Below are 24,648 nucleotides of genomic sequence, written 5' to 3'. Positions count from 1 at the left end.
GAGCTATTATCGTGATATGACACTCACTTAAAAGATCAGCTCAACCTTGGTGCCCTTCTTCTCTTTAGACTGAACACTCACCTGACCACCATGGGCATGCATAATTTGGCGTGTTAGTGCCATGCCTATACCAGAGCCTTGCCGTTTTGTTGTAAAAAAAGGCACAAAAATCTGCTCGAGTACCTCATCTGTAATACCATTGCCATTATCTTGCACACTTATGACAACGGCACCAACACGCTGCTCAGCAATTAAATCTAACTGCTTGTCAACACAGCCCTCTAAAGCTTCAACTGCATTTTTAAGAAGGTTTAAAAGCACCTGCTCCAATTGTTGTTTATCGGCATGAACCGTCAAACTTGAAGGCGTGCAATTCCACGATAAAGCAATAGCATGCTGCTCACAAACGCTCTTATGCAAACGAGCCTGCTCGTCAAATAACAAATACAATTCAATGGGTTTTAATTCTGGCTTCGGAATTAAGCTTAACTTCCTATAACCTTGCACAAAACTCATAATACCTTGACTGCGCCCTGCGATGGTCTTCATTGCTTTAGTGGCATCATCTAATTCACTTTTAAGCTCATCACTTGGAAGTTGCAACAAATCATCTTGTAAAAGAATGTCTCGACATGTGGTCGCGAGGGAAACAATAGGGGTCACAGAGTTCATAACTTCGTGAGTTAGCACGCTAATTAAATTTCGCCAAGCAATGTATTCCGCATCCATGAGCTCTCGGCCGATATTTTCGATAGTGACTAAACACTGCTGTTTATTGTCTAATAGTGCATAGGTAGCAGACATCATTAGGCTCTGTTCAACCCCCTCTTTATGCACTTTCAACACTGTACGAGAGCCTGCATTTAACTGCACCAGCTTTTCACTTAAGCCTGGGTAATTAACATCTAGTTCACTGACATTATTAGGAGAGGCAAGACCAAATAGTTTTGCTGCAGCTAGATTGTATAAACTAAATCGACCAAGTTCATCAAAAGACAAAATCGCCACGGGAGCTTGCCGAACCAATGCGCGCAGAAAGCTATTTTCTGCCTCATGTTTAAGGCGTTCATCCTTAAACTTTTTACTCAACTCATTGAAGCTATGTTGTAAACTATGACTAAAGCTATTCCCACCAAGTTGCTGAGTAAAATCGCCACTCAAGGCGGCACTAAAAAATTGATCTGCGATGCGAAAACTTCGCTCAGCATAATGTATAAGGTAAAACACAGCCGCAACAGCCAACAGACCTACCAAGGTACTCGCTAATGGGTATTGGCCTTCATAAATTAATTTAACATCGAGCAGAACCAAGGCCACAATAATCAATAACTGAAGCAGAAACAGTAATTTAAAACGGATACGAAAATCCATAGCCCCTCCTTAAATTTCGTACTTTTTAATACGACGATACAGTGAAGCTCTAGTAATACCTAGCTCTTGAGCGGCATGGCTAATATTTCCCTTGTGTTTCTTAATGGCCTGTTCGATCGCCATTTTTTCTACCCGCTCTAAATTACAATCACTTAATAGGCCATCATCGCGTTCAAAAAAATCGGCTTTTGTCTCTGTTTGATCTAAGTATGAGCGACTCTGAGCTAAAAAATCCGACACATTTAGAATATCGTCATCACTTAATATAAGTGCACGTTCAACAGCGTGAGCGAGCTCGCGAACATTGCCTGGCCACGCATAAGCACATAGTTGTTTAAGTGCGTCGGGGCTCAGTCGCTTAGCAGGAATACGGTATTTTTCTGCACTTTTTTTAATAAAAAACTCTAAAAGCAAAGGAATATCAACAATACGTTCTCTTAATGCTGGCAACTCCAGCTGTACCGTATTAATTCTATAAAACAGATCAGCCCTAAAGCGCCCCTCATCGACCAGTTGCTGTAAAGGCATATTGGTAGCACAAATCAAGCGCACATCAACGACGGTGCTTTTATCTGCCCCCAGCGGGGTAACCTCTCGCGTTTCTAGCACGCGTAACAGCTTAGCTTGTAAGTGCAAAGGAAGGTTGCCGATTTCATCTAAGAATAAGGTGCCACCATTAGCAGCCTGAAAGCGCCCCGCTCTATCAGCTTGAGCCCCCGTAAATGCGCCCTTCTTGTGTCCAAACAGCTCACTTTCAAATAAGGTTTCAGGCACAGCACCTAAGTCAACACTAACCAGAAGTTCTGCTGCCCGCGGGCTTAAACGATGAATTTCATTGGCGATGACTTCTTTGCCAGTACCATTTTCGCCAAGCACCAACACATTCACATCCGTTGCAGCCGCACGCTGAGCCAGTTTCATGACCTGTTGCATCGCTGGAGCATCAGCAATAATGTCTTTTCGAGTAGGATTATGATGTTGCTTGAGGACTTTAACCTGCAGCCTGCTTTGAGCCAACAGCATGGCTGAGTTAAGAGTGGCCAGTAGTTTTTCGTTTTGCCAAGGCTTCAAAATAAAGTCAGCGGCACCTAGCTTAATAGCATTAACCGATGTTTCAATATCACCATAGGCCGTCATAAGTAAAACAACAGCATCACTTTGCACCTTAAGAATATACTGCAACCACTGCAAGCCCTCCTCCCCTGTATTAACACCAAGGGCAAAGTTCATATCTAGCAAAAAGATATCGATGGTTTCCGTTTTAAGGGCCTCAGCTAAAAGCTCAGGCCGCTCATAACAAAGCACCTTAGAAAAATGGCGTTTGAGCAAGAGCTCTGCTGCCAGCAGAATATCTCTGTCATCATCAATAACTGCAACACACGCTTGTTGTTTGGCCATACTTACTCATTCAAATGTTAAAACTTGCTTTATCTAGGCAGTGTTTTTTATCTACTGGGTATCGATCCTGCGCTATTACGCTACTGACTTTCGTATTACTAGAACCCGCCACACTGTTCATTCTGTATTTCACAAGCTGCAAAGTGTACGCCTGCGAACACCCACTGTATACACAGCGAACATAAGACCTAAGCAAAAAACCCTAAACCCTTGTTTTATATAGCATTTATTAGTTGGCACAAAGCTGGCAGTACTAGTTAGCATTGCACGGGCGCACTAAGCGCCGTCTAAATACACAAGCTCAAGCCTACATGGCTAAAAATAACTAGGTTACCCGCACACAGATGGATAAAAAGCTAACAAAAAGTAAAAAAAGTCGCTGGTATTGGGCTTTAAGTATTTGCGCACTGGCACTGCTTATTTATTTTGCTGCTTCTGCAACAAGCAGCGGTAATAGCTTTAGTGTTAACGGAGAACGCTTAAGTATCGCCAGCGCTCGCGATGCAATGTTTGAAGATTATTTAGCTCTACGAGTTTATGTTGAGCCTTATAAAACGGTTTATCTTGATGCGATTGAAGGCGGTCGAGTCGAACAAATATTTGTAGAAGAAGGCGAGCTCGTTAAGGCTGGCCAGCCCTTACTTGAATTAAGTAATACTGCATTGCAGCTCGATATTATTTCAAGAGAGGCGCAGGTGAGCGAACAACTCAATGATCTGCGTAATACCAAACTGGCCATAGAGCAAAATCGACTTAGTTTAAAACGTGACTTAGTGGACATTGATTATGAAATTAAACGGCTTAAGCGCCGCTTAGATCGCCGTCAAAAAGTAGCAGATTATATCGGTCAAGAAGAGATAGACAGTATCAGTGATGAGCTGGACTATATGAAAAAGCGGCGCGAACTGACACTTGAAAGCCAAGAAGCCGAAGAGCTTATGCGCATGGCTCAAATCGAGCAGCTTGAAGCTAATGTAAAACAACAAGAAAAGAACTTGGTTATAGCACGCTCTAATCTCGACAACCTCAATGTTACAGCCCCTCGTGATGGGCGCCTAAGTGACTTTAACGCCGAGATCGGTGAAAGCAAAGACAGGGGGGAGCGTCTTGGCCAAATAGACGATATCAGCCGTTACAAACTTAGCGGCAGTGTCAGCGAGTTCTACTTGCGGAAATTAGCCGTCGGGCAGCGTGCAGACCTTATAATAGAAGGCCAAAACTACGAGCTAGAGCTTAGCAAGATTTATCCTGAAGTACGCAATAACGAATTTGAAATTGACCTGCTCTTTGTCGATCAAGCTCCTGAATATATACGCCGTGGTCAAAGCTTAAAACCCCGCCTCAGTCTCAGTCAACGCGAACCAGCCCTGATTGTCGATAACGGCAGCTTCTTTCAAGAAAGTGGGGGGGCTTGGGTGTTTGTACTAAGTAAAGACGGCAGCCACGCCTACCGACGCGACGTACGTTTTGGTCGTCGCACCCCAGATCACCTAGAGATTCTCGAAGGCCTAGAGGCCGGCGAGAAAATTATCGTTTCTAGCTACAACAACTATCGCAATATAGATCGGATCCTAATTGAGGACTAAGCATGATACGCCTAGAAAACATCAACAAAATTTATCGTACTGCCGATGTCGAAACCACGGCACTTAACAATATTAACCTGCATATTAAACAGGGTGAGTTTTTATCCATCATGGGCCCCTCTGGCTGTGGTAAATCAACGCTGCTTAATACCCTAGGTATGTTAGACAGCCCAAGCTCCGGTGCCTATTTATTTAATGGTGAAGACATTAGTAAATATTCAGAGCGCCGTTTAGCTCAGAAACGCAAGGGCCATATTGGTTTTATATTTCAAAGTTTTAATTTAATTGACGAATTAAGCGTAGCCGAAAATATTGAACTACCTCTGCTTTATCAAGGTATGAGCAGTAGTAAACGTAAAGCGCGAGTCGATGAAGTAATGGCTCAAATGAATATCGCTCACCGTGCGTCACATATGCCTCAACAATTAAGCGGTGGGCAACAACAGCGTGTTGCCGTTGCCCGAGCGATCTCCTCACGGCCCGATGTAATTTTAGCGGATGAGCCAACGGGTAATCTCGACTCCAAACATGGAGATGAAGTTATGGATATCCTCAAGCAGCTCAATGAAGGCGGCACCACTATTTTAATGGTAACTCACAGCCAATATCACGCTGAATACGCCAATAGAATGATTCACTTGTTTGATGGCCAGTTAGTAAGTGAGAATCAAGTCAAAGCGGCGGCCAATTATGCTTAAAAACTACCTACTCATTGCTCTGCGAACCATCGCTAGCAATCGACTTTTTAGCGCTATTAACATACTAGGATTAGCACTGGGCTTAGCGGCATGTATGTTAATTATGCAATTTGTCAATTACGAGCGCAGTTACGATACACACTGGCAGAACAGCGATGATATTTACCGTATTACTCGTTATTACGGTGGTAATGACGACCATCTTGCAACGGTAGCGCCCCCTATTAAACCCCTTGTTGAATCGCGCTTTAGTGATGTCGAAGACATTACTCGCTTAGGCATAAGCGGCAACATGCCCCTTAGTTATGGCGACAAACACTTTAGTATCGAAAACTTATTGTGGGCAGATCAGAACGTATTTGATTTTTTCCAACTCGAGTTTATCGCAGGCGACCCTACTACTGCATTAAATCGCCACAGCACCTTGGTCATGACTGAAACGCAAGCCAAACGCTTTTTTGGAAAAGAAGACCCTATCGGTAAAAAGTTACTGATGTTTGGTAAATTTGATATTGAAGTAACTGGGGTTATTAAGGATCTACCAGAAAATACTCATTTAAATTTCAGCATGCTTGCATCACTCGTCAGTGTTGAGCGTGCTTATCCTCAAGCAATGAAAAGCTGGACTAACAACAGTAACTACACCTATATAAAAGTAAAAAAAGGCAGCGATATAGCGCAACTTAAAGATAAATTTGCAAGCCTACTAGGGGAAACTAACCCTGATATCGCAGACCAAAAATTAATACTTCAAGCCATCAAAGACATCCACCTACATTCCGACCTACGCTTTGAAATGCCTGGCAACGGTAGCTACATCACCATTATTAGCTTCAGCGCTGTGGCTTTGGTTATCTTGTTGATCGCCTGTATTAACTTTATGAATTTAAGTACTGCAAGAGCGACGCAGCGAGCCAAAGAAGTGGGTATGCGTAAAAGTGTGGGCGCAAGCCGCTTGCAACTCAGCATTCAATTTTTAGGTGAAGCTTGCCTGCTAACGGCTGCAGCTATGTTACTTGCCTGCGTCTTGGTTGAACTAAGCCTACCTTGGTTTGCAAATTTTGTAGATAGCCCACTGCAAAATGCTGATCTCTATACGACAAAACGTATCATGCAACTTATAGCCTTCACCCTCGCAGTCGGTTGTATAGCAGGCAGCTATCCAGCCTTTTACCTAAGCCACTTTAACCCCATTCAAGCTCTTAAAGGCCACGCCACACAAAGCACGACATCGATCAGACTAAGAAAAGGTTTGGTGCTGTTGCAGTTTGCTATCTCTATTTGCCTAATCATTTGTACAAGCATTGTTGTCCTGCAAACTAACTACGCAAGAAATATAGACCCAGGATATAGCCGTGCGCAAAATCTAGTATTAAGCACGCCTTATGCCGTTGGCTTACAAGATATGCTTTCGGTATATAAGGAAATGAGAGCACGATTAAGTCAACACCCAGGTATTTTATCCATCACTCATGCAGGCCAAGCACCGGCAAGCTCATTAAGAAATAGTGTCTTATTTTTTCCAGAAGACAGTGATTATTCAAATGACGAAGAGGCCAAAGTACTCGGTGTCGTAAGCATTGGTTTTAATTACATTGAGCATTACGATTTTAAACTTATCGCAGGGCGTTCATTTAGCGAGAGCCACAATGATGCCTATTCACGCTTTGCAAATAACGATCAACCTGTTGGAAAAATCAACATCATTATCAGCCGAGATTCCGCCAAGAAACTAGGCTATAGCCCTGAACAGGCTATTGGCAAAGTATTAAGAGAGAATGTAAATAGAACTCAACAAGATAGCAGCCTCATTAATCACTATACAATAATTGGTGTTGTGGAAGACGTTTTTTTTAGTTCCTTACTCGAAGAACAACAACCGATGGTGTATCAGTTGGTTGAAGAATCTAGCCAGAGTATCTCTATTAAAATCGATGCGGCCCATATGCAGAGCGCGCTTAAAGCTGTTGATGATACATGGAGAGAGCTCCTACCTAATCGCGCCATTAACCGCAGTTTTCTCGATGAGCGTTTTATCGCGATGTATGACAGCGAGGAAAAGCAAGCCACCATGCTCTCCATGTTTTCAGGCCTTGCCATACTTATTGCTTCGCTTGGGCTTTATGGTCTAGCAACCTTTAGCACCAACAGACGAACCAAAGAAATTGGCGTACGTAAAGTTCTAGGCGCCTCAGTACAAACCATTGTCTTATTACTCACAAAAGAGTTTAGTGTTTTAGTGCTTCTTGCCAATTTTATCGCATGGCCGCTGTCTTATTACGTAATGAGTTTATGGCTGGAACGATTTAGCCATACGATCACCTTAAGCCCAATCATCTTTATTAGCGCAAGTGTATTTGCCCTAGTTCTGGCTTGGCTTACCGTAGCCAGTCAAGCAGCAAAGGCGGCCATGACACGCCCCACCTTAAGCCTCCGCTATGAGTAAAAAGAGAGGCAAGCATGCTTTATAACTACCTGATTATTTCCTTAAGAAACCTTGTCGCTAATGCCCTCTATAGTGCTTTAAATATAGTCGGTTTAGCAATGGGTCTAGCAACATGCCTTCTTATTATTTGTTTTGTCGCGTTTGAAACCAGTTATGACAAAGAGCTAAAAGATGTAGATAGAACCTATAGGCTAAGCCGGCATTATGCTGCTGAGGATATGCATCTAGCAGCCGTGGCAGCGCCATTTACCCCATTATTAACAAGCCGTTTTGATGACATCGAAAGTATAGGTCAGCTAGGGTTAAGCTCAAGCATTCCGATGAGCCAAGGTGATTTCCACGCTCATGTCGACGATGTGTTGATGGCCGACAGCGCTATTTTTTCAGCTTTACCACTTGAGTTTATTAAAGGGGATGCCAAACATGCGTTAGATAAAATCAATACGATAGTGCTAACAGAAAGTGCGGCCAAACGCTTTTTTGGTGATCAAGAAGCTTTTGGTAATACCTTAATGGCTTATGAAGTACAGCCACTGGAAGTCACGGGCATCATCAAAGATTTGCCGCAAAATAGTCATCTGAACTTCAGCATGCTACTGGCTTTAGAAAACATGCGCCGCTATGTGCCAGAAGATTTCGACAACTGGGACTTTAACAACTTTTATACCTATGTGCGCTTAAAACCAGGAGTAGATAAACAACAACTTGAAAGTAAATTTCCAGCGCTTTTACAAGAGCTGGGTGAAGACATTGCTAAAGACCAAAGTCTGAGCTTACAGCCTGTACGTGACATACATCTACACTCGAATAAGATGTATGAAATGAAGCGTAATGGTAGCTTTGTTCTGGTTGCAAGTTTTGCCGCTGTGGCCCTTATTATTTTGCTTATTGCGTGCATCAATTTCATGAACTTAAGCACGGCACAGGCGAGTAAAAGAGCAAAAGAAGTGGGCATGCGAAAAACTGTGGGGGCAAGCCAAAGTCAACTCATCTTTCAGTTTATCAGTGAGAGTACATTGCTCTCTCTTTTTTCGATGCTGCTTGCTTTAGCGTTTGTCGAGCTTACGCTACCTATTTTTTCAAGTTTTATTCAACGTCCGCTTGATATCAGTATCATTTATAGCCCTGCCGCTTTATGTGGGCTCATACTAAGCATTATTGTTGTAGGCTGTTTTTCTGGAAGTTACCCTGCTTTTTACTTAGCAGCCTTTAAACCCACTCAGGTGCTAAAGGGTCAAAAACACCACGGTTTGCATGCACTTAACCTACGAAAAATACTTGTTACCATTCAGTTCTCACTGTCTATAGGACTAATAATTGCTACTACAGTAGTGGTTCAACAAGTGGCATTTGCCCGTGATCAAGACCCAGGTTATAACAAAGACCACAACGTGGTTATATCCCTAAGTTATGCCCAAGGCTTTGGCGATCGAAACGCTATGTATAGAGTATTACGTGAACGGCTCTTACAAAACCCAGATATCGTTTCAGTTGCAGCTGCACAACAATTGCCCACTATTGCACTTCGCGATATTTGGTCTTATGTACCCGAGGGGAAAAACATAGTCGCAGATACTATGGTCGCACTGCCAACACTAAATGCGGGTTATCGTTTTTTTGAGCACTACCAAATACCACTATTAGCTGGGCGTTATTTCTCAGAAGATAGAGGTGATCAATTTGTACAAGTACCCACTAATGCAAACCCTGTTGGATCAGGCATTGCAGTTATTAGCCGTGCAGCAGCTAAAGCACTTAACTACAGCCCAGAAGAAGCCGTTAATAAAATCATTAAAATCCCTTTCCCTCCGGGTTCAACCAACTACCGCATTGTCGGTGTTGTCGAAGATGTCCAGTTTGGCTCTCTACGCGATGAACCCAAACCTCAAGTTTACCACCTTGTTAAAAATGAAGAACGCTTTGTTAGCATTCGAATTAAACCTAAGCGTTTAAAACCCGCACTTAAGTTTATAGAAGACACTTGGAAGGGGATGGTTCCCAACCGTCCGATTAGCCAAACCCTTCTTGATGATAATTTTAATGCGATGTATCGAGCCGAAGATAAACAAGCTCAAGTCTTTGCCTTGTTCTCTTTATTGGCTATTGCGATTGCTTGCATGGGGCTATTTGGCTTAGCTGCTTTTACTGCAGATTCTCGAAAAAAAGAAATAGGCATTCGTAAAAGCTTAGGGGCCTCTGTTTTCGACATTGTAAAACTACTGACTCGAGATTTTAGTCTTCTTGTTTTGATTGCTAATGCTTTAGCTTGGCCTGTGACTTACATAGTGATGCAGAACTGGCTCTCTGGCTTTCATAAAAGTATCGACCTTAGCCCTTGGATTTTTATTAATGCAGGTTTTATTGCTTTAGTGATCGCATGGATCACCGTTGCAAGTCACGCTATGCGAAGCGCCATGATGCGCCCCATTCACAGTTTACGATACGAATAATATAAATAACTAATAAAAGGTAGATATCATGAAACAAATAAAGTGCTATTTAAATAAAAACTTGAACATCCATTTTAAAAACCACTACAAAAAACACTTTTTATACGCATTTGTTGGAAGCTTAGCACTGACCATCAGTGCTTGTTCAGGTACAACCAAGGATCAGCCATCAGCCAAACAACCTAATAAAGATATCGTGATCGCTAACTTTGAGGATGGTCGTATTCCAGACTACCTTTCAACGAATCATGGAAGCATGCATTTAGTAAAAGATAAAAACGCACTAGATGGGAAATATTCACTGAATGTAAAAGTACAAACTCAAGCTCACAATGAAGCAAGTTTAGACCTAAGGCCAACAAAAGCTTGGGATTGGAGCATGTATGAAGACTTCCACCTCGCATTTGATATTGCCAACTTTGGTGATGAAAGTGTGCAGGTGGACATCGACATGTTTGATAACAACGGCGACTTTTACTCTCGCGCTTTAGTGGTGCCCGTAGGTCCGGCTGAAACGTGGTACGCCAAAATGGATGGCCAAGATCAAATGGATCCTCCTTGGGCCACAGCCAATGAATTCAACTTTGCCTCTGGTTTTCGCAGTAACCCACCTACTTGGCAAAGTGACGACCACCAAGTGTTTTCTTTGTGGGGGAAAAAACGTCTGGACCTCAGCGCCATTACTGGTATTACCTTTAGTGTAAAAGGTATGTTGAGTGATAGAGAGTTCACTATCGACAATATTCGTTTACGTGCCAACCCTAAAATGGACAAAGACTTTTTAGTTGGTTTGATCGATCAGTACGGACAAAATACAAGAGTCGAATACAAAGGTAAAATACACAGCGATAAAGAACTCGCTCAAGTGCGAGATGCTGAGCTGGCCTCTCTGAGTGACAAAGCGTTTACTGGGCGTTCTAAATTTAACGGCTGGGCTGACGGCCCTCGCTTAAAAGCCAGCGGTCATTTCCGCACAGAAAAAATCGATGGCCAGTGGTGGCTGGTTGACCCTGAAGGTTATTTATACCTTTCTACCGGCATAGATATTTTGCGTTTATCCAATTCATCTACGCTGACCGGCTATGATTTTGACCAGAAATACGTTCCTAAACGCAGCAGTGATATGTTGGTATCGGAAGATGATCAACCCTTAAACCGTATTGCCGACGAAGCCCTGCCTTCTCGCAGCTTAGCCTCCGAAACCCGCAGTAAGATTTTTACTTGGTTGCCAGAATACAACGACGAACTAGGTAATCATTATGGTTACCGCCGAGAAACCCAAAGCGGCCCTCTTAAACACGGTGAAACTTATAGTTTTTACAGCGCCAACTTAGAACGTAAATACGGCGAAACAAGTCCTGAATCGTATTTAGATACTTGGCGTGAGATCACTTTAAAACGCATGCGCAACTGGGGTTTTACATCCTTAGGCAACTGGGCTCAAGAAGAGTATTACAGCAATGAGCAAATGCCCTATGTTGCCTTTGCCGATATTATTGGTGAGTTTGACACCCTAAGCAGTGGTTTTGATTTTTGGCACGGCGTGCCTGACCCTTGGGACCCTCGCTTTAAAGAGCGTGCGATCGCAGCCGTTGACGGCGTTGCCAAGCAAATTAATAACAGCCCTTGGTGCATGGGTATTTTTCTCGATAACGAACAAAGTTTTGGCCGTCTAGAAAGTGATGAGCTTCATTACGGCATCATTTTAAATACCTTAAAAATGGATGCGTCTGAAACTCATGCAAAAGCACACTTTAGTAAGATGATGAGAGACAAATACCAAAGCATTCAAGCACTCAATAAAGCTTGGGGTAAAAACATTAAATCTTGGCAAGACTTTGAAAAAGGCATCGACTCAAGCTTTAAAACAGAGCAACAAAAAGAAGACTACGCCCTGATGCTAAGTGCCTACGGTGATCAGTACTTTGGCACGGTAAATCGTGCACTTCAAGCAACGCTGCCACACCACCTATATCTAGGGTCCCGTCTGCCTGTTTGGGGCATGCCGATAGAAATCGTTGAGGCCGCCGGCCGCCATATGGATGTCATCACCTTTAATTTATATGAAGAAGGGCTTGTACCGAGCGAGTGGCAATTTATGGAAAACATCGATGCACCTGCACTGGTTGGTGAGTTCAGTTTTGGTTCAGCCGATGCAGGCCACGTACACCCAGGTATTATTATTGCCGCCGACCAAGATGATAGAGCCTTTAAATTTAAAAACTATCTCTACTCCGTACTCGATCACCCTAACTTTGTTGGCGCTCATATGTTCCAGTATATGGACAGCCCCATTCCTGGCCGCGCCTACGACGGCGAAAACTATAACAACGGTATGGTCAATGTCACCGACACACCTTATGAAGCGATGGTAGTAGCAGCTAAAGAGATAGGTGAAGAGCTTTATCAACGCCGTTATAATCAAAACAAATAAAACGGAAGATGTGGTTGGAGACGGAGTCACTGCCCTGTCTCCAACAATAACACTCAGGAACCAGGAACAATTAAGATGCAACGCCGTTACGACATAGATGCACTTCGAGTTATTGCGATATTTTTATTGATGCTTTACCACTCAGCGATAGTATTCCAATCTTGGGCAAGAGAATTTGTACAATTCCCTCAGAGTGACGAATCTTTAGAAGGCTTATGGTCACTTATGCTGGCACTAAACATATGGCGTATTCCATTGCTCTTTATTGTTTCTGGAATCGGCTTTGCTCTGATTATTAAGAAGCGCAATAAAAGACAATTATTGTCGGAGCGCTCTAAACGTATTTTACTACCCGCTATTTTTGGAACTATTTTTATAGTCCCCATTCACTACTGGCTATTTTATACAGGAACGAATCAATCGTATGCTTGGTCATTAAACCCAGGGCATCTATGGTTTCTATTTAACATATTCCTTTATGTGCTCATTGGTATCATTCCAATGTATGCACTTCGAGAGCTTAAGGTGAAAAACACCTTATTGATGGTTTATAGCTTACCGATACTACTAGCGATAGAATCGTTCCTGATACCTTATTCAGAATATTCTGCCTTCGCCTTTACATTACATGGCTTAACCGTTGGCGTAATCTGTTTTACTTATGGTTTTGCCTTAGCAAAATCAGAAAGTTGGGAGTTTTTAAGCAGAAGTGGTTTCATTCATTTAACACTCGCTCTAGCATTGTATCTATTTAGGGTTTTGCTCTGGCAAAATAAGCCCCCCACATTACTTCTGAGTACTGAAGCAAGCCTTTGGTTGCTATCTGCTTTGGGTTTATCTTATCGATATTTAAATAAAAAGTCGGCTTGGCTTACCTACCTTAGCCCTGCTGTCTACCCTATGTATATATTGCATATGATGGTTATGTATACGATATGTAAACTGATTCTACCGGTCTCCTTACCTGCTGAAGTTCAGTTTCTTATCATTGTGACCTGTACCATCTCTGTGAGCTACATTGGTTATTTGTTAGTCAAACCCATACCTTATGTTCGTGTATTACTTGGCATGCGATAGGCCTACGACCTTTAAGCATTGAAAGCTTAAAGAAATAGGGTAGAGAAAACTCTGCCCTAGATTTACTCAAGCAACTCTAAGACCTCAATATACACACCTTGCACATCGGCCTTATACAACCAACGCAAATTAAAATTCAACAAGTGCATACCGTAGACACGCTCTTCATCTAAAGCTTGATATTTAGGTCTAGGATCTTGCTGCAAGACTTGTTCAATTAAACGCTGTAGATTTATCGCTTGCTGCCCGTGTGTATTTTTATCATAGGAAATCTGTAACTGAGTAACTTGCTCTTGGGCCGCCTCCGAAAAACGAACGGCTAGCAGCTCAGGTTCGGTTTCGGCAAAGTCATTTGTAGCGTCTTTGCGTGCGTCTACGTAGGGAACATAGGGTTTAATATCAACCACGGGGGTTCCGTCTAATAAATCCAAACCCGATAACAGCAGCGTTACACCCTTAGATGTGTCTATACCTTCTAACTTAACCACAGACAACCCTAGGCGGTTGGGCCTGACTGGCGACCGGGTAGCAAACACCCCCATGCGTTTATTACCACCTAAGCGCGGTGGCCTTACGGTAGGTTTCCAATTGTTTTCAGGCACCGCGTGAAAAACAAACTGCAACCAAAGGTGACTGGCCGTCATTAAACCTTCAACACACTCTGGCCGGTTATAAGGCGCCAAAAGCTCAAGTGTTGCTTTTGCTTCGGAGGCCAAACCGGGTTGGCGGGGAATGCCAAATTTTTCTTTAAAACACGAATGTACGATGCCTATGCTCTGCATCTGATATGTGTGACTCACAACTACGCTCTGCTTTACCACTTGTAGTGCTCACTATAACCCAAGCGGCTTTCACGAGTGAATGTAACTGGAGGAAACTCAAACTAAAAAGAACAGCTTTTACTCGCTAGCATTTGCCAAGTTTGATATATTTTTTGTCTTTTCACCGCGCTTATTTTCAGCCCCCTCACCCTTATTCGTAAAATGGAACAAGCGAGCTATCTATGTTTTACCGCCTATGTACTGCCTTATTGCTTACATCTAGCCTAACACTACTGAACACAGGCTGTGCCCAACAGGAAATCAGCCAAGAGCCAGTTCAAGCCGAAGCTGAGCCTGTTCAGATGTTTGACAATATTTTCCGTCTTTGGGGCGCAGAAATGCATGACATGCACTCTGAACACACAGGCCGTGATTACCAAATCACCGTACGACTACCCAATGGCTACGACAGTAAAAACGACTACCCAGTTATCTACGTACTTGATGCTCAATGGCAACTGCCGCTGATCTATAACTTAGCCGGTGCGCTTTGGTACGATGCATCCATGCCCGATGTCATTTTGGTCGGTGTGGCCTGGAAAGACCTGAATCAACGCAATAATGATTTAAGCCCTGTGCCCACAGACTTTGCTCCGGAAGGTGGTGATGCCAAACTCTTTCAGGCCTTTTTTAACAAAGAGCTTATTCCAAGCATAGAAAGCAAATACGGCAAGGCTCCTAAGCGCGTCGTTACCGGTGGCTCCAGCAGCGCCTTATTTGTGTTCTACACCCTACTCACTGCGCCTGAGACCTTCGACGCCTATATCGCCAGCAGCCCTGTCGTTAGTTGGGGAGATAGCGTATTGATGAAAACACTCGCTGATACGCCACAAGATTATTTAAGCAGTAAAAAACAAGCTTATTTAGCTTGGGGAGAATACGAACACGCCTTTAACTACGGCGAGCAGGTCGAAGCCTTTGGCACTGCTCTGGCGGCTCGCGAGTTTACTAATTTAAGCTTTAACCAGCACGAAGTTAGCGGCGCTGGCCACTCGGCAGTAAACCCAGAAAGTTATACTCGTGGTTTGCAGTTTGTATTCCAAAAGCAAGATTTACCTCTATCTGAGGAACAACTAAAACACTGGGCAGGTCACTACCTTAGTGAAGACGGCAAAGACGAGTTTAAAATTATTGAGCGAGATGGACGCCTAGCTTACGCCTATCAAAATTACAAAGCCTTTACCCTAAAAGCCAATTCAACAAGCGAGCTTTATGGTCAAGGCGAAGGTTTGATTCTTAGCAGAACAGAAGACGGCCAGTTATTAAGCTGGTTCCACGGTACTCAGGTTTATTTTAATAAGCAATAAGGATAACTGGGGTAGAGTTGCGTCTTTATCCCAGCCCTATCAAAAAGAAAAACGGCAGCTGCTCATTCTGATGCCAGTGCGAGAAATATTCGGCACTACAATGACTGCTCGATCCCAGCGAGCAGAAATGTGCACTATCCGTTAGAACACCCAGAGATAAAGATGTTCCTGAACACCACCTCCGATTGCATGTCCATTATTGGTCAAGAACAGTCAAGAATCGGAAGTTTCTCATTTAAAAATGATATATTTAGCCCCCAACGAACACTTAACCATGCGTTTACAACTGGGTTTAAAAAACCACCAGAGCTATAACAACAGTCGCAAGGAGCAAAAATGGGTTTAGTATTTCTGCCAATATTTCTTATCCTCATCTTTCTTGGGAAATACATTACTAATCTAGTGTTCCCCTCCCTTCGTAAGGATTATTCCTCGCTAAACCTTGCTAAAAAAGTACTAATAAATTTATTAACTTTGTTGTTTGCACTACCAATGATTGCTCTTTGTCTCTACCTGCTTGACTCAAACTTCCCTAGTGCTGTTAATGGTTTTTCAAATAACGGAGCGATGCTACTATTTTTTATGGCGCCATTATTACTTGGTGCTTCCCTAGCATTAACTAAATTCGCAGCCATTAAAATCGTAAACCCCGATAAAAAAGATAAAAGCAACATATAACTGCACCATTACTTTAAGTATTTACAGTGAGATAAAGCGAAGGAATTAACAAATGCGCTACTTATTATTAGGCTTCTATTTTATAGCTGGGTCTGTATCTGCAAATAAGCTTTTTGTGGGATATGATCTTGGTGAAATGGCGTTTAATGATTTTCGTCACTTTTCAGGGGAAGCAGGTTTATCCTTTGAAGATAGCTGGAGGCTTACCATCGCGCATATGAATGTTGCGGCAACCGAAGCGCATTTATCAAGTAACTTTGCTACAGCGGTTGATGGCGATGGCGTCGAAGGTGATATATACGGTTATGAGCTATTTTTAACAAAACCGTTTTATAGCGGATGGTATCTTGGCGGCTCTGTTGGGTATTATTCAAATGAATACAGGAATATTCACACAAAGCAAAGCCTGAGCAATAGTTCGCCAACGATAGGCATCAAAGCTGGGTATCGCCAAGAATCCGCTTTCGGGGTGCCGTTTCTTTATTGGGATCTTGGTGTGCCTTTCAGATATACGATAGACCACTATGACGATACTGAACTTGGTGACGCGACCGTTAAAAGCAATCAATTCGAAAATAATATTTGGTTTAATATCGGTCTGCTTTTACAAATATAGTACCGTCTGTTAACGGCCCACACCTCCGACATCGTCTTGCTCTTCCCCTAGCAATAACTTAAGTTCCTTCCCTTGAAATAACTTAAGTTCCGTCCCTTGCTATATCTTAAAAGTATGAAGCCAGAGCGATTCACTCTGGCTTCATATTTACCCGCTTAAACCGAGCTTTAAGCTTAATGGAAAGGGAACAAGTAGTTCATCCAAGCGTTCATACGCAATAGCACTTTACGAATAACAGACAGGTGCTCAAAGTGATCCGAGTAGATGGCGCTCTGGCCAAAGGAGCCTCCGGGCACTTGATCATAGAGAGCGATAAACTCTGGATCATCAATTTCCAAGATCACAGGCACTCGACCCGGGTGGGTTTCTCGCTCACTACTTAACAGGTGGCCACCTGCCTGTAACTCACCCTGAGCCATTACTGGCAACACCGCTTTTACCTTGGCGCTAAAGACGCTACCGGGAATGGCATCAAAAGCCACTTCGGCTTCATAACCAGGTTTTAGACGTAAGGTGCTGTTTTGCCTAAACCAGCCCACATACTGATAGTGCTCATCGTGAATAAATACCATAACCGGTCGTAAAGGCATCGGCACAGCCATCATTCCGGGGTGCAAAAACTGCTGGGTCACCCAGCCGTCAGTAGGCGCACGTACGACACATTGCTCGAGATTGTAACGCGCGACACCCAGCTCCCCTTCTAATTGAGACACAAGCGCTTTGGCTTGGTCTAAATCACGCTGAGTACCCACTTTGCGGCGCACAAGCTCTTGCGCTCGCTCTTGATCAGCGTTAGCTGCCACCAAGCGACCTTCGAGCGACGACACTTTATCTTGAAAAGGTGCGGGGTCTATACGAAAGAGCACATCCCCTTGTTTAACCTTTTCATTAGCTTGCACGTTAACCTCAACCACTCGCCCTCTTACCGCAGGGATAATTGGGGTTGAAGCAAAGTACTCACGGCTTGTTTCTGAATAGGGATGGTTGTAGTTCATTATCACGATGATGGCACCGATCAAAAATAACCCACCTAAACCTGCGGTTGGCAAGGTCCACTTATTTAAAGGGATCTTAAATACTTTAAATACAACGGTGGCAAGCGCGACATAGGTTAATACCAATAAGATATCCATTAGCCCTGCCCTCCTTGTTGAGCTTGTTGCTCAATATCTTGAAGGCGCTCATTGAGAGAGCTAATTTGCTCTTGAGCTTGTTTAAGTTGAGCCTCGATACCCGAGCCGCCTTGTGCGCCGTCCGTAAAGCCCCAGCCTCTGTCCTCTCGATACAAAGTGGCCCAGATCCACAAAAAGGGCCAAAGCACATGTAAAGTAAATAAACTTACCCAGCCGGCAACATGTATGGCGTCTTGCTGCGGGTGATTGCGTTTTTTGGCGATTTCGTAAGGGATGTCGTGAATAACAATGACCCCATAAAACAAGGTAATAAAAACAAAAATGAGTAAGCCTAGGGCGAAGTAATCGAGCATCAATGCTCCTTATTGACGGTAAGAATCAAATCTTATTTTAACGCGAAAAGGCAACACACTATATAGTTGGCACTGCTATATAGCCTAAATAAGGCCAAGTAACTCAGCAACAAAGGCAGGATCAATAAATAACTAAAGATAAGAGATGAAGGAAGGAAAAAACGCCCTGCAAAATAGCAAGGCGTTTAATAAGGCTTAATTCTGAGCTTGACGTTCAAGTAAAATTAAACGACGCTCTTTTTCAATATCTAAGCGCTGCTTCAAAGCAACTATTCTAGATTTGAGTGTTTCAACCCAAGACTCAAGCACTTGTTGACGTGTCTTTTTCTTATGAAGACGCTTCTTTAAACGCTCAATTTTATGCTTTTTACGCTGAAGGCGTGGATCATTTGCTTTGTAATCCGCAATCGCAGCAGCAATCATCGCATCAACCTGCTCCTGAGTATAAGCATGACCATAAGCAGCAATACGCAGGCTGTCAGAATGACTAACACCGTTTACATCTTCAATGAACAAGGTGGCAATATATTCACCTTGTGAGGCAAGCTCAATATCAACAACAACACCGTTCACATCAAAGGCGGGCTCACAGAGCATGTCAGACATACATTTTTGCTCGATGGTCCATGTAAACTCAGCGTTTTCAAAACCAGCTTCAACGGTTGAGTTGTAGCCGCTTAAAGTTACTCGATCAAGAACATACTGATCCGGGCCTGCAACAGCATCAACAGCAAACGGGGTGACTTCACTATCTAAATAGTCGGCAATACCATCTCTGTCACTATCGTCATTAAGAACATTGCCATCGGCATTACTATCTTCGGCTAAGGTGAGAACACCATCACCGTCATCATCGCTGTCTATATAATCTGGCAAACCATCAAAATCGCTGTCTGTAAGTAACTCGTCATTATTGTGTAAGCTATCTAGGTCAAAATCGTGCAGTAAGGCTGGCTTAAAAGTCGCATGACCGCCATCTGACATATCGTGCCCTATTTGAGAGAAATCATTGGACAAAACAAGTCCCCCCTCTTCCGTAATACAGCTCAGATTCCCTTGATTAATACTTGGCCCAACAAGAATCGCTACAGTACTAATAGAACGGGCATTTAAAGCACCTGCTAAATCACAGACCCCTTGTGTCTCAAGCGGATAAGGATTGCCATCGGTTAAGAGAACTAAAATACGTTTATGATTTGGGTCCAATGAGTACATGTCAAACTCATCCATCGCCAGTTCAACGGCTGTACGAGTATGGGTTCGCCCCTTCACAAATTCGGTCTCTGCAATTTTAGAAGCTAGAGCATCACGATCTTGATTATCACCAAGAGAGTGAATCACCTGCGCACCGGTTGAATATCGAATAACCCCTACTTGTGCTTGCTCAAGCTGGTAAGAAGATGCCAGCTCGGCCACATAACGCTTTTCATCTTCAAAGGCTTCATCACCCACGCTTCCTGATGCATCCATAAGAATGACCACATTGGCGCTAGGTGCTGCATTGACACTAAATGCAAACAAACACGAAAAACACGCATATATACTATGTCGAATTAACTTCACTGTTACTCCCTTCACTGTTACACCCCTCACTCTTAACGTCCCTTAAAGAACCCAAATGGCTTAATAAATGATGTCCAAATAAACTGAGCGCGCATTTTATGACCTAAATCACATTTTTCCAATAGAAAAAGAGATAAAAACATTCTTTTTATAAACAAAAAGAGCAAAAAACCAGCAAATAAAAGACAATAAAGCCAAGAATGAGACAATAAGACGGGGGCGCCCCAAAAAAACAAACCATATAAACGACATTTACGCAAGACCATAACCGTATTACCCGCTCTAATTGCGCTCATTGAATAGAGCTGCAGTATTAAGCTCCACTCCTCCCCCATATGCCCCCATTGATTCAGTGCAGCAAAACAAGCCTTATAGACCAAAACACTTAAAGTGTGATGCGATAAAGCGATTACTTAATATAGCTCAAATTTCTGACGCCAAGACTCTAAATCAAGACAAATAAACCCTTATAAATCAACAACTTAACAGATAAGTTTTACGAGTTCCCTCACTAATATCTATTCATTCTATTGAGCTTTTTCAAGGCTTGCTATTACTAGAGACATGCTTCATTCATTGACTATTCTCTACATCGGAATTTGAAACATGTTCAAAAAAATTAGCTCTATTTTATTTGTATTATTTGTAGGTTATGGCCTATCTGCTTGCAGCAGCGGTGGCTCTGACAGTAATGCCTCCGCTCAAGGAGCAGACACAAATACGGACAACGTAAATACCGACTCGGGCTCCAACGATCCATTTCAGCTCAGCGAAGCCGTTGATAGCAGCGAGCTCACCTTGCCCAGTAAGTTAGAGGTTGTCACCAATGAAAACTAATCAGAACTTTAAAAAGCTTGGTCTCTCTTTGGCAATCTCAGCCATTTGCTGCAGCCCCGCTTGGGCCGCATTTGATGATGCTGGCACAGATTACCGCACCGACGAACAACGCAGCCATGTATGGAATGAAGCTCTTGAGCCATTAGAACTGGCAAACAGTATTTTATGTTTTACCGATCAAATGCGTACCACAGACTTTGTTAACGATGGCCCGTATTTAGTCCTCGCTGACGAAGAGCGCTGCTTTGGTAGCGATGATGATTCTGGAGGCTCTGGCAGTAGCGCACCGCAATATGTAGAAGTGATTGTTGATGTCACTCGTGAATCGGACTTATCCCCCTTAGTTATCAGTGCATGGATGCCAGAGATGGGCGATGATGAGCACTCCCAAGCGATTAAGTTTAAAGCCTTGATTGCCGAAGGCGCCAGCGAGAGTAATCCTTTTGGTACCTTCATTTTTAACTTCGACTTTTTCAACAACATCGAAGACAGTAACCGTCGAGGCGGCGGTGAATTACGCACCGTTGATATAGAAAACCATATAGGTTTCACCCTATTCGAAAGTGATCAACGCGGTGATCATGTCTCATCACAAAGCGCCAGCGCCGTCATGACCAATGACCGCAGTGAAGGCTACGCCTTAACCGCAGTGCAATGGGGTGACTTCGGCCACGCAAGTGCCTTGGCTTTTAACGATGACCATGTGTTAGTACAGGGTGCGGACAACTACGACAGCCTCGGCTTTCAAAATGGTGACAACGAAGGCCAATGCTTAAGCCGTACAGAGTTTAATGACACGGTACACCGCTATGACTTATACGATGCCGAGACAGGAGAACGCGTAGAGCTTAATTCTGGTTTCTCCTTCCGCTATGACAGTGACGGTAACGATGTCAATGATAGCCACGGCCATGTGGGTTATTGGGGCATATGGACCGATGACGAAAACGCATTAGCTGACGGTGATGAAATCACCAAAGAAAACTTTAACAACAATAGTAACCCCGAGACCTTTACCGTAGTTAGAGCGCCCGGCAAGCTAATAAAGAAAACCGTCGAGCGCTTAAGTCTTGATGACGCCGCAGGCATAGACTTTCAATACTGGAGTCATGAAGCTCAAGAGGCCGGCTACAATAATTTCCTAGTTCAATATCGTGAAAATGGTTTTTATATCGTAGCCGGAATGAGCCACGGCCAGGACGGAGAGCAAATTACCGAACTGACTCCCACACTGATCCAGCTTGAAAGCTTCGATAGCCTCTATATGCACAGTGAGCAACTTGGTGGTGAGGTACGCTATCAAAGTGGCGATACACACTTAAGCTTCTATCAAGAACAGGTGATCAATGGTGCAGGAGATGTCTTTGCCAATGGCGCCTTAGAATTACACTGTTTTGAGCGCTGCCCGATTGGCACTCTAGAAGCGAGTGACTTACAAAACTATGACGGTGTTAACAGCCCTTACGAGGCCATCGGCGACGATGCGATTGTTTATAGCTTTGGCGAGACGGGAAGCAACGCCTTAACACTTGTGCGCGACAGTAATAGTGAGCCTGTGGTTTTAGCGAGCTCAGTTAGTGTCAGTGACATGCAAAGCTCATCTCACCAATGGGGCGTCGCTTCTGGCATGTTAGTCGACGCCGCTACCGCAGCAACCTTGCAAAACCACTGGGACGTTTACGATCCTGAAGTGGTAAGTACCTTTTATATATGGGAAACCGGCCCTAACAATTGGAACCAACTAAGTGCCGTTAAGGATAGCGACGGCAACTTTATTAGCTTTGATAAACCCATTCAAATTCGTTACACCCACAGCGACGCCAAAGATCGCAGTGGTGATGCTCGCGACTTTGATGGCCAAGTCTTTATGCTGAACTACGGAGGTAATGGCGATTTCTGGGGCATTCCGCACCAGCAAGAAAGTGAACGCCACCAGCCACTTTTTGCTATTGCCGATGGTGCAGCCGTTGACAGCGATAACAATTTTGTTGTCAAAGCTCGTGAAATTGAACAGCAGATGGCCACTGCCGATGGTCAGTGCTCAAGCTTAACAATTCAAGAGCCCGCTGCCGCTGTACCAACTGAAACACAAAACAGTGCTGATATTGGAACCATGCCAACCATTACTGATGCAGCTAAAGTGATTGCCGGCGAAATTCAAATCAGCGATTAAGCTTGTTATAGCGCTTTAGCAGTTCACTGTTTTAAAACACTATCGTTATACGGCCTCTTTTGAGGCCTTTTTTATATCTAACAATCTCCGATTAATAAAAGTATTAATTATAGAGAAGCCACTTCTATGCCATAAGTTTTTAAAATAGAACCGTTTTGACGAAAGTATTCAGCAACTGATTTAAGGTAGCTCGCCTCGGCACTTAGGTGTTGGCTTTGCGCTGCAGCTAAACGACTCTGTAAATCAAGTACGTAAAAACTGGTAGATCGTCCTACTGCCATTTTTTCTTCTTCTGCTTTTAAGGTTTGTTCAGCTAGCAGCACTGAACGCTTAGCCGCTTCTACACGCAAGCGTTCATTTTCAACTTGAAATGCCGAAGTATCTAAATCTAATAATATCTGTTGCTCAAAACGCTTTAACTCAATACGTGATTGAGAGAGCTTAATTTCACTTAGCTTAGTTTGTGAACGGCCCCTTTTATTGGTTATTGGCACCGAAAAATTAACACCAAGATAGTGCCCATCTTGGCCATTAGCTCGATAATTATCATAAGCTGAAGAAAAGTCAGCATCACCACTTAAACCACTGCCCTGATAACGTAGAACCAGATCTAATTGTGGTAAGCGGTTGCGTTTATCCCTATCCAGCTCAACTTGACTATTGTTTTTTTGTAATTCGGCAATACGAAAATCAGGGCGCATCTTTAAAGCTTGCTCAAAATCAGACGCAGCATCAAACATTTGATGCTTAAAACGAGGAAGCTGACCAACATCGATGCTGTAAGTTAATAAGTCTTGCTGCTCATTTGAGATTAAAGCCTTAAGACGGTTTTCTCGAAAACGTAAGTTCTGCTCAGCTCGAATAACCGCATCTTGCCTAAGCGCATAAGTAGCATCCGGGCGATACAAGTCGGAAGAAGCAGCCCGACCTAAACGATGGCGCTCACGTTCTTCATCTAAGGTCTGCTTTGCTAGATCTCGATTCTGCTTTGCAATCACTAGCGACTGTTCTGCCGCATAGACATCGACATAAGCAAAAACAACATCAACAACTATGTGCATCAGTGCTTGCTCTAGCTGTAAACGGCTAATTTTTTCTCCATTTTTAGCTAAACGAACATCGGAGTTAGCCGCTGCCCTACCAGCGCCCTTCAGCAAAGGTTGAACAACTTCAACAGAAGTAAAATAGCCTGAGCCTTGCGCACTGGGTACACTGGCATCAAAGGCTGTTGCATCCACGCCTAAATTCCAACGGGTTCCCAGTGAAGACTGCCCCCTTAAACCTGTCGCTGCAACCTCTTGCTCGCTGCCTTTAGGTAAATCGACAATTGCTGCCTGTGTACGCCCCTGGCTCTGACTATAAGAGGCAAAAAATTCAGGCTCATGTACAGCTCGGGCTAAATCTAAGGCTTGTTTTGCAAGCTCAGGTTCTAATGAAGAGAACTGTAGTTGGTAGTTATTCGCTAAAGCTAAATCAATAGCTTGTTTTAATTCCAGCGCTATTACTTTACGCTTTAACGCTGTTGGTTTAAGCCCTGATTCTAGCGCTGTACTAAATACGGAGCTTACCTCCTGCTCAGGCTTTACACTTGTAACAATGGTAATTGACGCACTCGCTTCAGAGCTTGAATCTAACTCTTCTGCACACACCTTTGTCATAACCAATGTACTTTGAAAAAAAATAGCAATAACAGGTAATGTATATAAA

General features: G+C 43.4%; 18 protein-coding genes. 11 read left to right on the top strand and 7 right to left on the bottom strand.

Translation table 11 applies throughout. The features are described 5' to 3' along the window. Nucleotides 1-27: 27 nt before the first annotated feature. Nucleotides 28-1,371, bottom strand: coding sequence for a PAS domain-containing sensor histidine kinase (locus AB1S55_RS09690; protein ID WP_370977813.1), 1,344 nt, complete (start codon nucleotides 1,369-1,371; stop codon nucleotides 28-30). A 9-nt stretch (nucleotides 1,372-1,380) separates the two neighbouring features. Beyond that, nucleotides 1,381-2,769 (bottom strand): sigma-54-dependent transcriptional regulator, encoded by a 1,389-nt coding sequence (locus AB1S55_RS09685; RefSeq protein WP_370977811.1) that lies wholly within the window; start codon nucleotides 2,767-2,769, stop codon nucleotides 1,381-1,383. A 344-nt stretch (nucleotides 2,770-3,113) separates the two neighbouring features. Between AB1S55_RS09685 and AB1S55_RS09680 the strand changes: the two genes are divergently transcribed. From AB1S55_RS09680 to AB1S55_RS09655, 6 genes are all read left to right on the top strand, one after another. Beyond that, nucleotides 3,114-4,355, top strand: coding sequence for an efflux RND transporter periplasmic adaptor subunit (locus AB1S55_RS09680; RefSeq protein ID WP_370977810.1), 1,242 nt, complete (start codon nucleotides 3,114-3,116; stop codon nucleotides 4,353-4,355). 2 nt (nucleotides 4,356-4,357) lie between these two features. Then, nucleotides 4,358-5,053: an ABC transporter ATP-binding protein gene (locus tag AB1S55_RS09675; protein ID WP_370977808.1), complete on the top strand. Its 696-nt coding sequence runs from the start codon at nucleotides 4,358-4,360 to the stop codon at nucleotides 5,051-5,053. After that, nucleotides 5,046-7,499, top strand: a complete 2,454-nt coding sequence (locus AB1S55_RS09670; RefSeq protein ID WP_370977807.1) for an ABC transporter permease — start codon at nucleotides 5,046-5,048, stop codon at nucleotides 7,497-7,499. Before AB1S55_RS09675 ends, AB1S55_RS09670 begins: the two co-directional genes overlap by 8 nt. Nucleotides 7,500-7,513: 14 nt before the next feature. Continuing rightward, nucleotides 7,514-9,949: an ABC transporter permease gene (locus AB1S55_RS09665; protein WP_370977805.1), complete on the top strand. Its 2,436-nt coding sequence runs from the start codon at nucleotides 7,514-7,516 to the stop codon at nucleotides 9,947-9,949. A gap of 28 nt (nucleotides 9,950-9,977) precedes the next feature. Further along, entirely contained in the window at nucleotides 9,978-12,383 is a 2,406-nt protein-coding gene (locus AB1S55_RS09660; RefSeq protein WP_370977804.1) for an agarase, read from the top strand. Nucleotides 12,384-12,458: 75 nt separating this feature from the next. Then, nucleotides 12,459-13,460, top strand: a complete 1,002-nt coding sequence (locus AB1S55_RS09655) for an acyltransferase family protein (RefSeq protein WP_370977802.1) — start codon at nucleotides 12,459-12,461, stop codon at nucleotides 13,458-13,460. Nucleotides 13,461-13,522: 62 nt separating this feature from the next. On the opposite strand, the gene tsaA is transcribed toward AB1S55_RS09655, so the two are convergent. Further along, nucleotides 13,523-14,260: a tRNA (N6-threonylcarbamoyladenosine(37)-N6)-methyltransferase TrmO gene (gene tsaA / locus AB1S55_RS09650; RefSeq protein WP_370977800.1), complete on the bottom strand. Its 738-nt coding sequence runs from the start codon at nucleotides 14,258-14,260 to the stop codon at nucleotides 13,523-13,525. Nucleotides 14,261-14,463: 203 nt separating this feature from the next. On the opposite strand from tsaA, the gene AB1S55_RS09645 reads away from it, so the two are divergent. From AB1S55_RS09645 to AB1S55_RS09635, 3 genes are all read left to right on the top strand, one after another. Next, nucleotides 14,464-15,588: an alpha/beta hydrolase gene (locus tag AB1S55_RS09645; protein ID WP_370977799.1), complete on the top strand. Its 1,125-nt coding sequence runs from the start codon at nucleotides 14,464-14,466 to the stop codon at nucleotides 15,586-15,588. A gap of 336 nt (nucleotides 15,589-15,924) precedes the next feature. Further along, on the top strand, nucleotides 15,925-16,266 hold the full coding sequence (locus tag AB1S55_RS09640) for a hypothetical protein (protein ID WP_370977798.1): 342 nt from the start codon (nucleotides 15,925-15,927) through the stop codon (nucleotides 16,264-16,266). Between the two features lie 52 nt (nucleotides 16,267-16,318). Beyond that, nucleotides 16,319-16,882 (top strand): hypothetical protein, encoded by a 564-nt coding sequence (locus tag AB1S55_RS09635; protein WP_370977796.1) that lies wholly within the window; start codon nucleotides 16,319-16,321, stop codon nucleotides 16,880-16,882. A gap of 173 nt (nucleotides 16,883-17,055) precedes the next feature. Here the strand turns inward: AB1S55_RS09635 and AB1S55_RS09630 are convergent, their stop codons facing one another. The 3 genes from AB1S55_RS09630 to AB1S55_RS09620 all read right to left on the bottom strand — a co-directional run bounded on the left by AB1S55_RS09630 (nucleotide 17,056) and on the right by AB1S55_RS09620 (nucleotide 19,931). Further along, nucleotides 17,056-18,015, bottom strand: coding sequence for an HlyD family secretion protein (locus AB1S55_RS09630; RefSeq protein ID WP_370977795.1), 960 nt, complete (start codon nucleotides 18,013-18,015; stop codon nucleotides 17,056-17,058). Next, nucleotides 18,015-18,368, bottom strand: a complete 354-nt coding sequence (locus AB1S55_RS09625; RefSeq protein ID WP_370977793.1) for a DUF3302 domain-containing protein — start codon at nucleotides 18,366-18,368, stop codon at nucleotides 18,015-18,017. Before AB1S55_RS09625 ends, AB1S55_RS09630 begins: the two co-directional genes overlap by 1 nt. A gap of 195 nt (nucleotides 18,369-18,563) precedes the next feature. Continuing rightward, entirely contained in the window at nucleotides 18,564-19,931 is a 1,368-nt protein-coding gene (locus AB1S55_RS09620) for a vWA domain-containing protein (protein WP_370977791.1), read from the bottom strand. Between the two features lie 606 nt (nucleotides 19,932-20,537). On the opposite strand from AB1S55_RS09620, the gene AB1S55_RS09615 reads away from it, so the two are divergent. Together AB1S55_RS09615 and AB1S55_RS09610 are read left to right on the top strand one after the other, a co-directional pair. Then, a complete protein-coding gene (locus tag AB1S55_RS09615; protein WP_370977789.1) occupies nucleotides 20,538-20,768 on the top strand; it encodes a hypothetical protein in 231 nt (76 codons plus the stop codon). Beyond that, nucleotides 20,758-22,941, top strand: coding sequence for a hypothetical protein (locus tag AB1S55_RS09610; RefSeq protein ID WP_370977787.1), 2,184 nt, complete (start codon nucleotides 20,758-20,760; stop codon nucleotides 22,939-22,941). The genes AB1S55_RS09615 and AB1S55_RS09610 overlap by 11 nt, the downstream gene beginning before the upstream one ends. Before the next feature lie 107 nt (nucleotides 22,942-23,048). Here the strand turns inward: AB1S55_RS09610 and AB1S55_RS09605 are convergent, their stop codons facing one another. After that, nucleotides 23,049-24,599: a TolC family protein gene (locus tag AB1S55_RS09605; RefSeq protein WP_370977786.1), complete on the bottom strand. Its 1,551-nt coding sequence runs from the start codon at nucleotides 24,597-24,599 to the stop codon at nucleotides 23,049-23,051. Between the last annotated feature and the right edge of the window lie 49 nt (nucleotides 24,600-24,648).

It is taken from the genome of Agaribacterium sp. ZY112 (genome assembly GCF_041346925.1).
GTDB lineage: Bacteria > Pseudomonadota > Gammaproteobacteria > Pseudomonadales > Cellvibrionaceae > Agaribacterium.
Note: the sequence above shows the minus strand (reverse complement) of the source record. Positions and strands in the feature narration are given on the sequence as shown.

Bases quoted from the DNA above. Each gene is read 5' to 3' on its own strand.
- AB1S55_RS09625 (WP_370977793.1), bottom strand. From the start codon at position 18,368: ATGCTCGATTACTTCGCCCTAGGCTTACTCATTTTTGTTTTTATTACC.
- AB1S55_RS09655 (WP_370977802.1), top strand. From the start codon at position 12,459: ATGCAACGCCGTTACGACATAGATGCACTTCGAGTTATTGCGATATTT.
- AB1S55_RS09610 (WP_370977787.1), top strand. From the start codon at position 20,758: ATGAAAACTAATCAGAACTTTAAAAAGCTTGGTCTCTCTTTGGCAATC.
- AB1S55_RS09615 (WP_370977789.1), top strand. From the start codon at position 20,538: ATGTTCAAAAAAATTAGCTCTATTTTATTTGTATTATTTGTAGGTTAT.
- AB1S55_RS09635 (WP_370977796.1), top strand. From the start codon at position 16,319: ATGCGCTACTTATTATTAGGCTTCTATTTTATAGCTGGGTCTGTATCT.
- AB1S55_RS09640 (WP_370977798.1), top strand. From the start codon at position 15,925: ATGGGTTTAGTATTTCTGCCAATATTTCTTATCCTCATCTTTCTTGGG.
- AB1S55_RS09690 (WP_370977813.1), bottom strand. From the start codon at position 1,371: ATGGATTTTCGTATCCGTTTTAAATTACTGTTTCTGCTTCAGTTATTG.
- AB1S55_RS09680 (WP_370977810.1), top strand. From the start codon at position 3,114: ATGGATAAAAAGCTAACAAAAAGTAAAAAAAGTCGCTGGTATTGGGCT.
- AB1S55_RS09665 (WP_370977805.1), top strand. From the start codon at position 7,514: ATGCTTTATAACTACCTGATTATTTCCTTAAGAAACCTTGTCGCTAAT.
- AB1S55_RS09605 (WP_370977786.1), bottom strand. From the start codon at position 24,599: ATGACAAAGGTGTGTGCAGAAGAGTTAGATTCAAGCTCTGAAGCGAGT.
- AB1S55_RS09685 (WP_370977811.1), bottom strand. From the start codon at position 2,769: ATGGCCAAACAACAAGCGTGTGTTGCAGTTATTGATGATGACAGAGAT.
- AB1S55_RS09660 (WP_370977804.1), top strand. From the start codon at position 9,978: ATGAAACAAATAAAGTGCTATTTAAATAAAAACTTGAACATCCATTTT.
- AB1S55_RS09670 (WP_370977807.1), top strand. From the start codon at position 5,046: ATGCTTAAAAACTACCTACTCATTGCTCTGCGAACCATCGCTAGCAAT.
- AB1S55_RS09675 (WP_370977808.1), top strand. From the start codon at position 4,358: ATGATACGCCTAGAAAACATCAACAAAATTTATCGTACTGCCGATGTC.
- AB1S55_RS09630 (WP_370977795.1), bottom strand. From the start codon at position 18,015: ATGGATATCTTATTGGTATTAACCTATGTCGCGCTTGCCACCGTTGTA.
- AB1S55_RS09645 (WP_370977799.1), top strand. From the start codon at position 14,464: ATGTTTTACCGCCTATGTACTGCCTTATTGCTTACATCTAGCCTAACA.